Here is a 12664-nt window from a genome sequence, read left to right on the forward strand (position 1 = left end):
ATGGCCCGGAATATTCCGCGCTCGGCGGGCGGGTTGCTGTCCTACTTTACCCGCCACCGGACGGCGGCGAACCTTTTGCTGGTGCTGCTCTTGGTGCTGGGCGTGGCGGCGATGCCCAACATGCGCACCCAGTTCTTTCCGGACGTGGTGTCGAGCAACATCAACGTGAACGTTGTCTGGGAGGGTGCGGGTCCCGAGGACGTGGACAGCGCCATCATACAGGCGCTCGATCCGGCGCTGCTGTCGGTCGAGGGTGTCGAAAACACCTATGCCGTTTCGCATGAGGGATGGGGGCAGGTCACTGTCGAGTTCGAGCCGGGCTGGGATTCAGGACGCGCGGTCGAGGACATCCAGAGCGTCATCGACGGTATTTCAACCTTTCCGGACGAGGCCGAAGAGCCAACGATACAAAGGGCTGTCTGGCGCGACCGGGTGACCGATGTGGTCATCAGTGGTCCGCTCGATGCGCAGCAACTGGCCCTGCTGGCCGACGAACTTGTCGCGCGGCTCTTTGCCAGCGGCGTGACGCGAACGACACTGCGCGGGGTGGCCGCGCCCAATACGGTGATCGAGGTGCCGTCGTCACGGCTGGTGGGCTATGACGTGACCATGTCGGAGATCGCGACGGCGGTGCGGGCCGAGGTTTCGGCCAACCCCGCTGGCGACGTAGAGGGCGCCAATGCGCGGGTACGGGCCGGGACCGAAAAACGCACACCCGATGATCTTGCGAACATCGTCCTGCGGTCGAACGCTGATGGCTCTACCCTGACCATTGGCGATGTCGCCACCATTCGTGTCGAGGGAACCGACCGGTCGCGCACCTATTTCGTCGGCGACAACCCGGCGGTTTCGATCCGTGTGGATCGTTCCGATCAGGGCGACGCCGTGGGCATCCAGCATGCGGTCGAAGAAGTCGTGGCGCGGATGCAGACCACCGCGCCCGAAGGGGTCAAGATCGATCTGATCCGCACCCGGGCCGAGGCCATTACCGGTCGTCTCAACCTGCTGGTCGATAACGGGTTGATGGGGCTGGCGTTGGTTGTAGGCCTGCTGTTCCTTTTCCTTAACGCGCGCATCGCATTCTGGGTGGCCGCCGGGATTCCCGTTGCCATGTTCGCGGCGATCGCGCTGATGTACGCCTTTGGGCTGACCTTCAACATGATCAGTCTCTTCGGGCTGATCCTGACACTGGGCATCGTGGTCGACGACGCAATTGTCGTGGGCGAGCACGTGGATTTTCGCTCCCGACGGCTGGGCGAGCCGGGTGTCGTCGCGGCGGAAAATGCGGCCCGGCGCATGGCAATGCCGGTCTTTGCCGCAACGGTCACGACGGTCATCGCCTTTTTCGGCCTGACGTCCATCGGCGGTCGGTTCGGCGACATGATCAAGGACATTCCCTTTACCGTGATTGTCGTGCTGATCGCCTCGCTGGTTGAATGCTTCCTGATCCTGCCAAATCACATGAGCCACGCGGTCACCCATTCGGCGCGCCAGCACTGGTATGACCTGCCGAACCGTTACGTGAACTGGGGCTTTGTCTGGGTGCGTGAGAACCTGTTTACGCCGCTGATGCGTGGGGTCGTGAAAGCCCGCTACGTGGTGCTGGCCGGAGCAGTGGCGCTGTTGGCAAGCCAGGTCGCCATTTTCATTCGTGGCGATATCCAGTGGCGGTTCTTCAGCGGCCCCGAGCGCGGCTCGGTGACCGGCAACTTCATGATGGCCGAGGGGGCGACCCGCGCCGATTCAATCGCGATGATGCGGGAATTGCAGCGCGCCACGGACGAGGTTGCCGCTGAATATGAGGCCGAATATGGCATCAGCCCGCTGGATTACGTGATCGCCGAGCTTGGCGGCAACGCATGGCCCGGACTGAACGGCGCCGACAACAAGGATCCGGACCAGCTTGGCGCGATCAGCATCGAACTGATCGATGCGGACCTGCGGCCCTATTCTGCATCGGCCTTCGTAAAGGACATTCAGGAAAAGGTCGTCAATCACCCGATGGCCGAAACCGTGTCCTTTAGAAGCTGGCGGTCCGGACCGGGGGGCGATGCGCTTTCGGTCCAGTTCTACGGGGCGGATGTCCAGACGCTCAAGGCCGCGAGCGAGGCGCTCAAGACCGAACTGGCCCGGTTCCCCGAAGTTTCGGGGATTGAGGACAACCTTGCCTATGACAAGGAAGAGCTGGTGCTTGACCTGACCCCGCAGGGGCAGGCGGTCGGCTTTACCATCGAAGCCCTTGCGCCGGCGCTGCGCTCGCGGCTGAACGGGATCGAGGCCGCGACCTATCCCGACGGGCCGCGTAGTGCCAAGATCCGTGTGGAACTGCCCGAATCCGAACTGACGGCGGACTTTCTCGAGCGCACACAAATGCGCATGCCGGGCGGTGGTTACGTGCCGCTTGCCGACATCGTCAGCGTCGAGCAGCGCACCGGCTTTTCATCGGTTCGTCGTGAAAACGGGGTTAGGGTCATCAGCGTGACCGGGGACATTTCCGAGGATGACCCGGAACGCGCCGCCGAGATCAACACCGAGCTGGAAACCGAGATCCTGCCAAGGATTGCCAGCGTGCTGCAAGTGGAATGGTATCTGGCCGGTCTCAGCGAGCAGGAGGACGAATTTCTCAGCGACGCCATGACCGGGCTGATCCTCGTTTTGACGGGTATCTACCTGACGCTGGCTTGGGTCTTTTCAAGCTGGACCCGTCCGCTGGTGGTGATGGCGATCATTCCCTTCGGTCTGGTGGGGACGATCTGGGGTCATGCGCTTTGGGAGACACCCCTATCGATGTTCACGGTCGTCGGGCTTCTGGGGATGACCGGGATCATTATCAACGACTCCATCGTGCTGGTCACGACCATCGACGAATACGCGCGTGACAGGGGGCTTGTTCCCTCTATCGTCGCGGGCGCGGCGGACCGGCTGCGACCTGTTCTCTTGACCACGCTGACGACGGTGCTTGGTCTGGCGCCGCTGCTCTACGAGCAATCCACCCAGGCCCAGTTCCTCAAGCCCACGGTGATCACGCTGGTCTATGGGCTTGGCTTTGGCATGGTTCTCGTTTTGCTCGTGGTGCCTGCGCTGATTGCCATACAGGCCGATTTCATCCGGCCGCTTGCCTCTTTTCGCCGCGCCCTCGGGCCGCGTAGCGGGGCGATGCGGGGCGTCGCCGGCGGTATGTCAGTCGTATTGCTGGCATGGCTGGCGGCGACGATGGGGTGGGTGCTGGTGACTGGGGCGCTTGCGCAACCGCTTGCGGCCCTGATGCCCGGCTTCGCGGCGACCGCACCTTTGCAGGCCGCGCTGACACTTTTCGTGGCAGGCGCGCTGGCAGTGCTTCTGGCGGCCTATCCAGTTGCGGTCATGTTCTTCCGTCGCTCTGGCCGGATGCGCCGGGCCTAGATCCGTGCCTGCGCCAGCCGGACCATCTCATCCACCGACTCGCTCATCTCGATCTTGCGCGACAGGACGTCGTCCACCGGGAACCAGTCCGCGTCGCTCACGTCATCGGCCGCAACCGGCGTGCCCGAGACATAGGCGCAGCGCACCGCCGTCAGCAGGAAATGTACCGCTGTGCCGCCCCTCGCATCGGGCAGGATCACGTCCACATTTGTCAGGTATTCCTGCGGTTTCGCGATGACGCCGGTTTCTTCCTGCACCTCGCGTGCAGCCGCGTCGAGAGCGGTCTCACCCCATTCCACATGGCCACCGGGAAAGCCCCAGAGCCCCGCGTCGGGCTGCTTGATCCGCCGCACCAAAAGCACCCGGTCCTGATGAAGGATGACGGCAATGGCACCTAGTATCGGGGATCTGGTCATGCCCCGTTATCGGGACTCGCACCCTCGGATGTCAACCGCGCGGCTGCTGCCAAGCACCGTCAGGCGCAGGGCCGACCGGTCGAGCGCATAGGGCTTGCCTTCGACATGAACCAGTTCACTCGTTGCCCGCAGCCGGTTGCCGGACCGGGTCACAACCGGTTCGGAGGCCCAGAGTTTCGGATTGCCGGTTTCGATCACGGCGACTTCGGTGCCGCCAGTCGGGGGCAGGTCGATCTCGGCGGTGACTTCCATGCCGTTCACCGTCGGTTTCAGGGCGCATCTGGCTTTTCCGGCACCGGCCTCGTTCGCGGAAAGCGGACGCGCGGCCATCGCCGCGGCAATTGCCGGGTTGCGCTTTGCGCCCGGTTCCAGTGCGCTGTCAAAGCTGAGCGAGGCAGGGATGCAGACATCGCTGCAGACGCCGAAATCGATCCTGCCTGAAAGACGGATGGGCTGGCCCGGCTCTTTTGGCGTGACGATCACCGGGAGCACAAGCTGGTGCTTGTAGCCGATGCTGCGCAACCCACCGAGGTGAAATACCTCGGGCGTTGGCCAGACCAGCGCGGCGGCGGTGATATTGCTCGACCCGCTCCAGTCGAACTCGGGTGGAATGCCCGCATCTCCGGGGGCGCGCCAATAGGTTTTCCAGCCGGGCGCAAGCGTGAGTTTCAGCGCCGCCTGTACCTTGCCGTCGGCCATTCGCCCGCCATCGAGCACGTCGACGCGCACGATCTCTTCCAGAGATCCCTGAGCGGTGAGGGGCGCAGGCGTCTGCAATAGGCCAAGTATGGCGATAATGGCTATCAGTCTGATCATCGATACTAGATGGCCGCAAAACGGTGAAATGCCAAGTCACGTTGCGGTCAGGTCAAGCAAAAGGGATGTGTCCCTTGCCCTTCCCGGCAGCGAGGGCCATGCTGTCATGGAACCGCTGCCGGATCGGAGCGTTCGGAATTAAAGGAAGTAACTCTAAATGGACCTGACCGGAAAGCTACTGATCGCAATGCCGGGCATGGGCGACCTTAGGTTCGAACGATCCGTGATCCTGATGTGCTCTCACGATGATGACGGGGCCATGGGGCTGATCATCAATAAGCCCGCCGAGGATGTTCACCTCTCGGATCTGCTTGCCCAGCTTGAAATCGAAGGCCGCAAGGATGCTGCGGGCAGGGATCTGCCCGTGCATTTCGGCGGCCCTGTGGAGGGCGCGCGCGGGTTCCTGCTGCACAGCAATGATTACGAGTCGCCGCTTCAGACCCTGCGGATCAGCGACACACTGCGGATGACGGCGACGCTCGATATACTTGAGGATATCGCTAGCGGCACCGGGCCATCGAAATTCCTGATGGTACTGGGCTATGCGGGCTGGGGGCCGGGGCAGCTGGAACAGGAAATCGCCCATAACGGCTGGCTGACCGCCGAGGTCAATGAGCAGATCATCTACGATCTCGACAATGACGCGAAATGGGGTGCGGCGCTGGCCGAGATCGGGGTCGACCCGCTGACGCTTTCGGCCAGTTCCGGCAACGCCTGAGGCGCGGTTCTAGTCGCGCGGTGCCGCCGCGCGGGCCAACCTGTCATTGATGGCAAGCCCCAGACCGGTCTTCGGGATCGGAGCGAGGGCGATAGGACGACCGTCTCGGTCGGCAAGATGCAGGTGGCCGAACAGGTTCGCCGCCGCCTCGGCCAAATCGCCCTCGGGCGACAGGTTCAGGTCACAGGGCATCTCGCCGAACCCGATCAGGATTTCACCCCGCTCCGCAGACGGTGCATCAAGGCGGATCGCGGCCTTCGGCGCGTAATGCGAAAGCATCTGCCCCGGCGCGTTCAGCGTGGCAGAGGGCGCGCGCCGCTGTACCGGTCCGCCCAATACGCCTTCGATCTCTTCCACCCCCAGCCCGCCGGGCCGCAGCAGGACCGGTTTACGATCCTCACCGAAACCGAGGATCGTCGATTCCAGCCCAACCTCGCAGGGGCCGTCATCGACAATGGCGGCGATACGTCCGCCCAGCCCGTCCCTCACATGGTCCGCTGTCGTGGCGCTGATCCGCCCCGACGGGTTGGCCGAGGGCGCGGCGACCACGCCGCCAAACTCTTTGAGCAATGCCCGCGCGGTCGGGTGCGCCGGAACGCGGATCGCCAGCGTATCAAGACCTGCGGTGACAAGGGGTGACACATCCGCATCGGCGCGCAGCGGCAGCACCAGCGTAAGAGGTCCGGGCCAAAAGGCGCGGGCGAGCGTTTCCGCCTCATCTGACCAGTCCACGTACCGCTGCGCCGTGGCCACATCGGCGGCATGGACGATCAGCGGATTAAAGCTTGGCCGTCCCTTGGCCTCGTAAATGCCGGCCACCGCCCGCCCGTTGGTCGCATCAGCCCCCAGCCCATAGACGGTCTCGGTGGGGAAAGCGACGCAGGCGCCTTGCCGCAGCAGATCGGCGGCCCGGGCGAGGTCCGGGGCCGAAGGGCCGAGCATGAGAGCTGACGAAGAGTTCATTAGGCGTGACGCGGCGTTTCAGTTGCGTGGATCGGCAGACTGCTCTGGAATGCCGGGGACTGCTGTCCCATAAAGGCGGCCCGGGCAGAATCCAAGCCCGTCCGTAGTCTTAAGCCATTGACCAGCGAGGAGTAAGCAATGCCTTATCGTGCCCCCGTATCCGATTATGAATTCATGCTGCGTCACGTCGTCGGTTTTGACCGCGTCTCTGGAACCGAGCGTTATTCGGAAGCCAGCAGCGACGTGGTTTCGGCGATTCTGAACGAAGCGGGCAAGATGTGCGAAGAGGTCATGGCCCCGCTGCAACGCAATGGCGATCTTAATCCGGCCCGGCTGGAAAACGGCGTCGTGCGTACCTCGCCCGGATTTGCCGAGGGCTGGAAAGCGATCGCCGAAGGCGGCTGGATCGGGATCAGTGCGCCCGAGGAACATGGCGGCATGGGCCTGCCTGTGACGCTGCTGACCTCGGTCAACGAAATGATGTCGAGCGCCTGCCTGTCGCTGGAACTGGCCCCGCTTATGAGTATGGGCCAGATCGAAGCGCTGGAGCATCACGCCAGCGATGATATCAAGGATCTTTACCTTCCCAAGCTGATCTCGGGCGAATGGTCCGGCACCATGAACCTGACTGAACCGCAGGCGGGATCGGACGTGGGGGCTCTGTCGACCAAGGCCGAGCCGCTGGACGACGGCACCTACGCCATCACCGGGCAAAAGATCTATATCTCTTGGGGCGACAACGATTTCACCGAGAATGTTTGCCACCTTGTCCTCGCGCGCCTGCCCGATGGCGTGGCGGGTACAAAGGGGATCAGCCTGTTTCTCGTGCCCAAGAACATCCCCGATGAAAACGGCGCGCCGGGCGTGGCGAACCAGCTCAAGGTGGTCTCGCTTGAGCACAAGATGGGCCTGCACGGCTCGCCGACCTGCGTCATGCAATATGACGGCGCCAAGGGCTGGCTGATCGGCAAGGAAAACGGCGGCATGGCGGCAATGTTCACCATGATGAACAACGCGCGGCTTGGCGTTGGCGGTCAGGGCGTCGGTTCGGGCGAGGGCGCCTACCAGCACGCGCTGGCCTATGCGATGGAGCGCAAGCAGGGCCGTACCGCCGAAGGCTCCTCGGGCACCATCGCGGAACATGCGGATGTGCGCCGCATGCTGATGACGATGAAGGCCGAGCTGTTCGCCGCCCGCGCCATTATCCTGTCCTGCGCGGTTGCCATCGACATGCAGAACGCCACCGGCGAGGCGGACTGGGCCGCCCGTGCGGCTCTGCTGACACCGATTGCCAAGGCCTTCGGGACGGACACCGGGATCGACGTCTCTGAAATGGGCGTTCAGGTGCACGGCGGCATGGGCTTTATCGAGGAAACCGGCGCGGCGCAGTACTATCGTGACAGTCGCGTCACCGCGATCTACGAGGGCACAAACGGGATCCAGGCGATGGATCTTGTTGCGCGCAAGATGATGGACGGCGGCGAGGCCGCGATGCACCTGCTTGATGAAATCGAGACGCAGGCGGAACAGGCCAAGGCGACATTCCCGGACATGGCCGACGCGGTCTGGCAGGCGGCGGAAACCCTGCGCGAGGCGACCGAATGGTTGAACGGTCAGAGCGACATGAACGACCGGTTCGCGGGCGCGGTGCCTTACTTGCGCGGGTTTGCGCGGGTGCTCGGGGCGCATTTCCACCTTTCCGCCGCACTCGCGGAACCGGGATCGGCACGCGAAACGCTCGCCCAGTTCTATATAACCTGCTTGCTGCCCGAACATGGCGGTCTTCTCGCCCATGCGCAGGCCGGGGCGAAGGATCTCTACGAGATGAGCCTCGAAGACCTGGTGGCCTGATATGGATACGGAAAGACCGATGGTGCTGAATTACCCCTGGGATACACCACCGGAACACGGGGGCGCCATCGAGGTCGCTCCCGGGATCCTCTGGATCCGCATGCCGCTGCCGATGAAGCTGGATCACGTTAACCTCTACGCATTGGATGACGGAGACGGCTGGACGGTGATCGACACCGGGTTCGGATCACGCAAGACGCGTGAAATCTGGACCGAAGTGCTGAACGGGCCGATGGCGGGCAAGCCGGTGAAGCGCGTGATCATGACCCATCATCACCCGGATCACATGGGCAACGTGGGCTGGTTCCAGACCGAACACGGGGCCGAACTGGTGTCGACCCGCACCTCGTGGCTCTTTGCACGGATGCTACATCTGGACGCGCAGGAGAGACCGCCCTCGGAAACGCTGGCTTTCTGGAAAAGCGCGGGCATGGATCCCGAAATCCTTGATCAGCGGGCACAGGAAAAACCGTTCAACTACGCGGATATCGCCGTGCCCATGCCGCTTGGGTTCAAGCGGATAAAGCAGGGCGACGTGATCGAGATGGGCGGGCGCACGTGGGACATCCACATCGGTAACGGCCACGCGCCGGAACACGCGACTTTCTGGAGCCGCGATGACAATCTGGTGATCTCTGGCGACCAGATCCTGCCCTCTATCAGTCCGAACATCGGCGTTTACGTGACCGAACCCGAGGCCGATCCGCTTGAAGGATGGCTCGAGGCCTGCGAGCGTTTCCTGCCGCTGGCACGCCCCGATCATCTGGTTTTGGGCGGGCACAAGCTGCCTTTCACCGGGTTGCCGGTGCGTCTGCGGCAGTTGATCGACAATCATCACGGCGCGCTGCGGCGGCTGATGAAGCATCTGGCCGAACCGCACAGCGCGGCGGAATGCTTCTCGGTTCTGTTCAAGCGTAACATCGGTGCCGGGGAATATGGGCTGGCGCTGGTTGAATCCGTGGCCCATGTCAATCATCTCTACCTGAAAGGTGACGTCACGCGCGAAAGACGCGCGGATGGCGCATGGGTCTATCAGGCGAAAGGCCAGGGATGAGCGACGAGATCAGGACGACGGCAGAAGCCGCCGAGGCGGATGTGCTGCCGCGCATGAAGGAAATCCATACCGACCCCGCGCGCGCCGAAAAGGCACCGGTGCCGGACAGCTTGAAGCAGCCGCTGAAAAACAAAAGCGCCGCGCAATGGGCTTATGAGCGGCTGATTGTCTATATCCGCAATTTCGAAGCGCAGCTTGATGGCGAGCACGAGGTCGCAGTCGGATTGACCGGGGGCGATGCGGGTGTTTTGCGCATCGAGGGTATGGGCTATTTCGACCCGGATATCGTGACTTTTTACGGCAGCGATGGCCGTGGCTCGAAGACCCAGTTGATCCAGCATGTCACCCAGTTGAACGTGATGCTGCGTGCCATCGCAAAGCCGCAGCCCGAAGAGCCCGCGCATCGTATCGGGTTCAGGCTGGTCCGGGATATCGAAGAGCCTGAGACACCGTGAAAATTCTGCGAAGAATTTTCCCAAGAAAATTGAATTTTCTTGGCCGCACCGATGGATAGGACACCCCTGAGTGACGGCTGCGCGGTATTGACCGCGTGACACCGTCTTTCGAATCCGGTACTTCCCCCTGCAAGAGTCACGAACAGGATCAGACTTATGGCTGAACACAAGCACGGCGAGATGGACATCAAATCGCAAACCGAAACTTTCGAAGGCTTCATGAGCTTTGTCACATGGGCCGCGGGCATCATCATCGTGCTGCTCATCCTGATGGCAATCTTCATCACCTGATCCCAATCGGAGCCTTTCCTTGAATATGCGTATCCTGTGCCTGCTGGCGCTGCTGCCTCTGCTGTCCGGTTGCGTCACGGGAGGGCACTATTCCGAAGATGCAGTTGTGGAAGCGGCGCGCTATCGCAGTAGCGAACCGCCGCGCATGACGCTCTACACGATGATCAACAATCGCTCCGGCAAGGGGGCGCATTCCTCCCTGCTGATCAACGCCTCGGAAACCGTGATCTTCGATCCGGCGGGGTCGTTCTATGCGGATGTCGTGCCCGAGCAGGACGATGTGCTGTTCGGGATCTCCCCAAAGATCGAGGAAGCCTACAAGGGCGCCCACGCACGGGAAACCTTCCACGTCGTGCGCCAGCACGTGCCGCTAACCGCAGAACAGGCCGAAACCGCCTATCGGCTGGCCCTTGCCAACGGACCGGTTGCGGGCGCTTTCTGTGCCAATGCCACCTCTCAGCTGGTGCAGCAGATCCCGGGTTTCGAAAACGTCCAGACCACCTTTTATCCGGTCAAGCTGCAGGAACAATTCGCCAAGCTGCCCGGCGTCGTCACGGACACCTATTACGAATACGACAGTGCCGATCTTCAGGAAGGTCTGCGCAAGGGCAACGAAGCGCTAAACACCAACTAGGTAGAGCAGCGCGTAAAGCGTGACCGCGCCGCTGCCGATGGCCATTAGCACATTCTTGGTGACGTAGCCGACGGCCAGCGTCACGGCGGCGGCCGCCATGCGTGGCAGATCTGGCTCGCCACCTGTTGCGCTGGGCCAGACGACCAGCGGCGCGACCAGCGCGGGCAGCATTGCGACAGCGGTGTAACGCAGATGGCGCAAGAGCCATTCCGGTAGGGGCCGGTCCCCCACGATCCCGATAAAAAAGAACCGCAGGGCAAAGCTTCCTAGCGCAAGGCCAAGGATCACGATCCAGAGGGTCGGGGTTTCGAAACCGGTGGTCGATGTTGCAACGTCGTTCATATCTTGACCCCCCGGCTTATGAGAAACTGTTCCGCCCGCGCCCCGGCCATCATGCCGGCCGTGCCGGCCACCAGCAGGCCAAGGTTATAGGGGATGGAAACGCAGAGCAGCGCCACGACGATCGACACGAAGGCCGCGACGATATGGGCGGGGGTGCGCAGCATCGGGCCGACCATGGCGAGAAAAGCGATGGGCAGCGCGAAATCGAGCGCGAAACTCTCGGGGATGCCGGTGCCGAGGATCGCTCCCACCAGCGTGCCGGTATACCAGAGCGGCGCGATGATGGCGTTTGTCCCGAAGAAATAGGCAAGCCGCTCGGAGAGCGTCATTTCCGGCACCAGTTCGTATTGGGCCACGGATAGGGAATAGGACTGGTCCACCGTGAAATAGGCGACGATGGCCCGCGTCCAGAGCGGGGCTGCGCCGAGGTAGGGGGTCAGCGAGGCGGAATACATGCCGACCCGCAGGTTCACGGCGAGCGATGAGGCAAGAATGATCAGCGTCGGGGCATCTTCGCGCAGCAGTTGCAGCGCGGTGAACTGGGCCGATCCCGCATAGACCGAGGCGGAAAAAGTCAGCATTTCGTAAAGCTTGAGCCCTGCTTCGGTTGCGAGTACCCCGAACAGGAGCGAGAAGGGGCCGGCGACAAAGATGAAGGGCAGGCTGTTCCGGCATCCTTTCCAAAAGTACGATTTCGCGGTGGTACGTGGCATGGCTTGACCCTAGACTGACCGAAACTGCACTATCGGTGATGGGGAGGGGTTGCAATTGGTGACGCGCATGAATGACGACGCATTGCTGATCGCGCCGGACGGGCAGGCGCCGGGCCTGACACGGAAAATTCGCGGCACGGATCATACCGGTGCCGAAACTGAGATTTCGGTCGTCGAAGAGCGCCCGCTCACGATTTTTCTGAACAGCCAGGAGATCGTCACAGCGATGACGATCGGCGATTACCCGGAATACCTTGCGCTCGGTTTCCTGCGTAACCAGGGCATGCTGCGCGGCGATGATGAACTTCTGGGCGTCGACTACGACGATGAACTTGAAACCGTCGTCGTTCGAACCCGGCGCGAGACCTCTTACGAAGAAAAGCTGAAGAAAAAGACCCGCACCAGCGGCTGCGCGGTGGGAACGGTTTTCGGCGACATGATGGAGGGTCTGGAGGGGCTGCACCTGCCCGCCGCCGAAGTGCGCAGCTCGTGGCTCTACGCATTGTCGGCGCAGATCAACCGGATGCCGTCGCTTTATCTGGAGGCCGGGGCGATCCACGGCACGGTGCTTTGCCGACAGGACCAACCGTTGGTCTACATGGAAGATGTCGGGCGCCATAACGCCGTCGACAAGGTGGCGGGATGGATGCTGAAGCATGGCGAAGGCGCGTCGGACAAGATCCTCTACACCACCGGCCGGCTGACCTCGGAAATGGTCATCAAGACCGCCCATATGGGGATACCGGTGCTGGCCTCGCGCTCCGGGTTTACCGCATGGGGAGTCGATATCGCGCGGCAGGTTGGATTGACGCTGATCGGTCGGTTGCGCGGCCAGCGGTTCGTCTGCCTGGCGGGCGAAGAGCGCCTTATCCGCGATGCGGACCTGTCCTCGGCGCAAGCCGAAGAGCGCCGCGCGATCCGCAAGGGAGCAGAGGTATGAACCGGGCGGCAATTTTCTGGTCAGAAAATTCCCAAGAAAATTCGAATTTTCTTGGGCGCGGGTTCGGGA

Annotated in this window: 13 protein-coding genes; 8 read left to right on the forward strand and 5 right to left on the reverse strand. The window is 62.5% G+C overall.

All coding sequences use genetic code 11. The features are described from left to right. A complete protein-coding gene (locus ACU0FH_RS07110) occupies nt 1-3402 on the forward strand; it encodes an efflux RND transporter permease subunit (RefSeq protein ID WP_446193978.1) in 3402 nt (1133 codons plus the stop codon). Here the strand turns inward: ACU0FH_RS07110 and ACU0FH_RS07115 are convergent. Both ACU0FH_RS07115 and ACU0FH_RS07120 read right to left on the reverse strand, forming a co-directional pair. Beyond that, on the reverse strand, nt 3399-3818 hold the full coding sequence (locus tag ACU0FH_RS07115; protein ID WP_446193979.1) for an NUDIX hydrolase: 420 nt from the start codon (nt 3816-3818) through the stop codon (nt 3399-3401). The genes ACU0FH_RS07110 and ACU0FH_RS07115 overlap by 4 nt on opposite strands. Before the next feature lie 6 nt (nt 3819-3824). Further along, nucleotides 3825-4634 (reverse strand): protein-disulfide reductase DsbD domain-containing protein, encoded by an 810-nt coding sequence (locus ACU0FH_RS07120; protein WP_446193980.1) that lies wholly within the window; start codon nt 4632-4634, stop codon nt 3825-3827. Between the two features lie 157 nt (nt 4635-4791). Here ACU0FH_RS07120 and ACU0FH_RS07125 point away from each other — a divergent pair, with 157 nt between their 5' ends. Beyond that, nucleotides 4792-5352, forward strand: coding sequence for a YqgE/AlgH family protein (locus ACU0FH_RS07125; protein WP_238370938.1), 561 nt, complete (start codon nt 4792-4794; stop codon nt 5350-5352). Nucleotides 5353-5361: 9 nt separating this feature from the next. Here ACU0FH_RS07125 and ACU0FH_RS07130 read toward each other — a convergent pair whose 3' ends face one another. Continuing rightward, on the reverse strand, nt 5362-6315 hold the full coding sequence (locus tag ACU0FH_RS07130; RefSeq protein WP_446193981.1) for an L-threonylcarbamoyladenylate synthase: 954 nt from the start codon (nt 6313-6315) through the stop codon (nt 5362-5364). A 138-nt stretch (nt 6316-6453) separates the two neighbouring features. Between ACU0FH_RS07130 and ACU0FH_RS07135 the strand changes: the two genes are divergently transcribed. The 5 genes from ACU0FH_RS07135 to ACU0FH_RS07155 all read left to right on the forward strand — a co-directional run bounded on the left by ACU0FH_RS07135 (nt 6454) and on the right by ACU0FH_RS07155 (nt 10600). After that, nucleotides 6454-8166, forward strand: a complete 1713-nt coding sequence (locus ACU0FH_RS07135; protein ID WP_446193982.1) for an acyl-CoA dehydrogenase — start codon at nt 6454-6456, stop codon at nt 8164-8166. Between the two features lies 1 nt (nt 8167). Continuing rightward, on the forward strand, nt 8168-9220 hold the full coding sequence (locus tag ACU0FH_RS07140; protein ID WP_446193983.1) for an MBL fold metallo-hydrolase: 1053 nt from the start codon (nt 8168-8170) through the stop codon (nt 9218-9220). Beyond that, the gene (locus ACU0FH_RS07145) at nt 9217-9675 is read left to right on the forward strand and encodes a DUF6173 family protein (protein ID WP_238370942.1); all 459 of its coding nucleotides are present in this window, start codon (nt 9217-9219) and stop codon (nt 9673-9675) included. The genes ACU0FH_RS07140 and ACU0FH_RS07145 overlap by 4 nt, the downstream gene beginning before the upstream one ends. Before the next feature lie 156 nt (nt 9676-9831). Next, nucleotides 9832-9966, forward strand: a complete 135-nt coding sequence (locus ACU0FH_RS07150; RefSeq protein WP_238370943.1) for an aa3-type cytochrome c oxidase subunit IV — start codon at nt 9832-9834, stop codon at nt 9964-9966. Nucleotides 9967-9991: 25 nt separating this feature from the next. Then, nucleotides 9992-10600, forward strand: coding sequence for a hypothetical protein (locus ACU0FH_RS07155; RefSeq protein WP_446194163.1), 609 nt, complete (start codon nt 9992-9994; stop codon nt 10598-10600). Here ACU0FH_RS07155 and ACU0FH_RS07160 read toward each other — a convergent pair. Further along, nucleotides 10586-10942, reverse strand: a complete 357-nt coding sequence (locus tag ACU0FH_RS07160; protein ID WP_446193984.1) for an AzlD domain-containing protein — start codon at nt 10940-10942, stop codon at nt 10586-10588. The genes ACU0FH_RS07155 and ACU0FH_RS07160 overlap by 15 nt on opposite strands. After that, complete coding sequence (locus ACU0FH_RS07165; protein ID WP_446193985.1) at nt 10939-11655, reverse strand: AzlC family ABC transporter permease; 717 nt, start codon at nt 11653-11655, stop codon at nt 10939-10941. The genes ACU0FH_RS07160 and ACU0FH_RS07165 overlap by 4 nt, the downstream gene beginning before the upstream one ends. Nucleotides 11656-11722: 67 nt before the next feature. Between ACU0FH_RS07165 and ACU0FH_RS07170 the strand changes: the two genes are divergently transcribed. Further along, a complete protein-coding gene (locus tag ACU0FH_RS07170) occupies nt 11723-12595 on the forward strand; it encodes a formate dehydrogenase accessory sulfurtransferase FdhD (protein ID WP_446193986.1) in 873 nt (290 codons plus the stop codon). The last annotated feature ends 69 nt before the right edge of the window (nt 12596-12664 follow it).

Source organism: Heliomarina sp. (genome assembly GCF_052826185.1).

Coding starts and splice junctions, on each gene's coding strand:
- ACU0FH_RS07120 (WP_446193980.1), bottom strand. CDS start 4,634: ATGATCAGACTGATAGCCATTATCGCCATACTTGGCCTATTGCAGACG.
- ACU0FH_RS07110 (WP_446193978.1), top strand. CDS start 1: ATGGCCCGGAATATTCCGCGCTCGGCGGGCGGGTTGCTGTCCTACTTT.
- ACU0FH_RS07160 (WP_446193984.1), bottom strand. CDS start 10,942: ATGAACGACGTTGCAACATCGACCACCGGTTTCGAAACCCCGACCCTC.
- ACU0FH_RS07140 (WP_446193983.1), top strand. CDS start 8,168: ATGGATACGGAAAGACCGATGGTGCTGAATTACCCCTGGGATACACCA.
- ACU0FH_RS07155 (WP_446194163.1), top strand. CDS start 9,992: ATGCGTATCCTGTGCCTGCTGGCGCTGCTGCCTCTGCTGTCCGGTTGC.
- ACU0FH_RS07150 (WP_238370943.1), top strand. CDS start 9,832: ATGGCTGAACACAAGCACGGCGAGATGGACATCAAATCGCAAACCGAA.
- ACU0FH_RS07135 (WP_446193982.1), top strand. CDS start 6,454: ATGCCTTATCGTGCCCCCGTATCCGATTATGAATTCATGCTGCGTCAC.
- ACU0FH_RS07165 (WP_446193985.1), bottom strand. CDS start 11,655: ATGCCACGTACCACCGCGAAATCGTACTTTTGGAAAGGATGCCGGAAC.
- ACU0FH_RS07125 (WP_238370938.1), top strand. CDS start 4,792: ATGGACCTGACCGGAAAGCTACTGATCGCAATGCCGGGCATGGGCGAC.
- ACU0FH_RS07115 (WP_446193979.1), bottom strand. CDS start 3,818: ATGACCAGATCCCCGATACTAGGTGCCATTGCCGTCATCCTTCATCAG.
- ACU0FH_RS07130 (WP_446193981.1), bottom strand. CDS start 6,315: ATGAACTCTTCGTCAGCTCTCATGCTCGGCCCTTCGGCCCCGGACCTC.
- ACU0FH_RS07170 (WP_446193986.1), top strand. CDS start 11,723: ATGAATGACGACGCATTGCTGATCGCGCCGGACGGGCAGGCGCCGGGC.
- ACU0FH_RS07145 (WP_238370942.1), top strand. CDS start 9,217: ATGAGCGACGAGATCAGGACGACGGCAGAAGCCGCCGAGGCGGATGTG.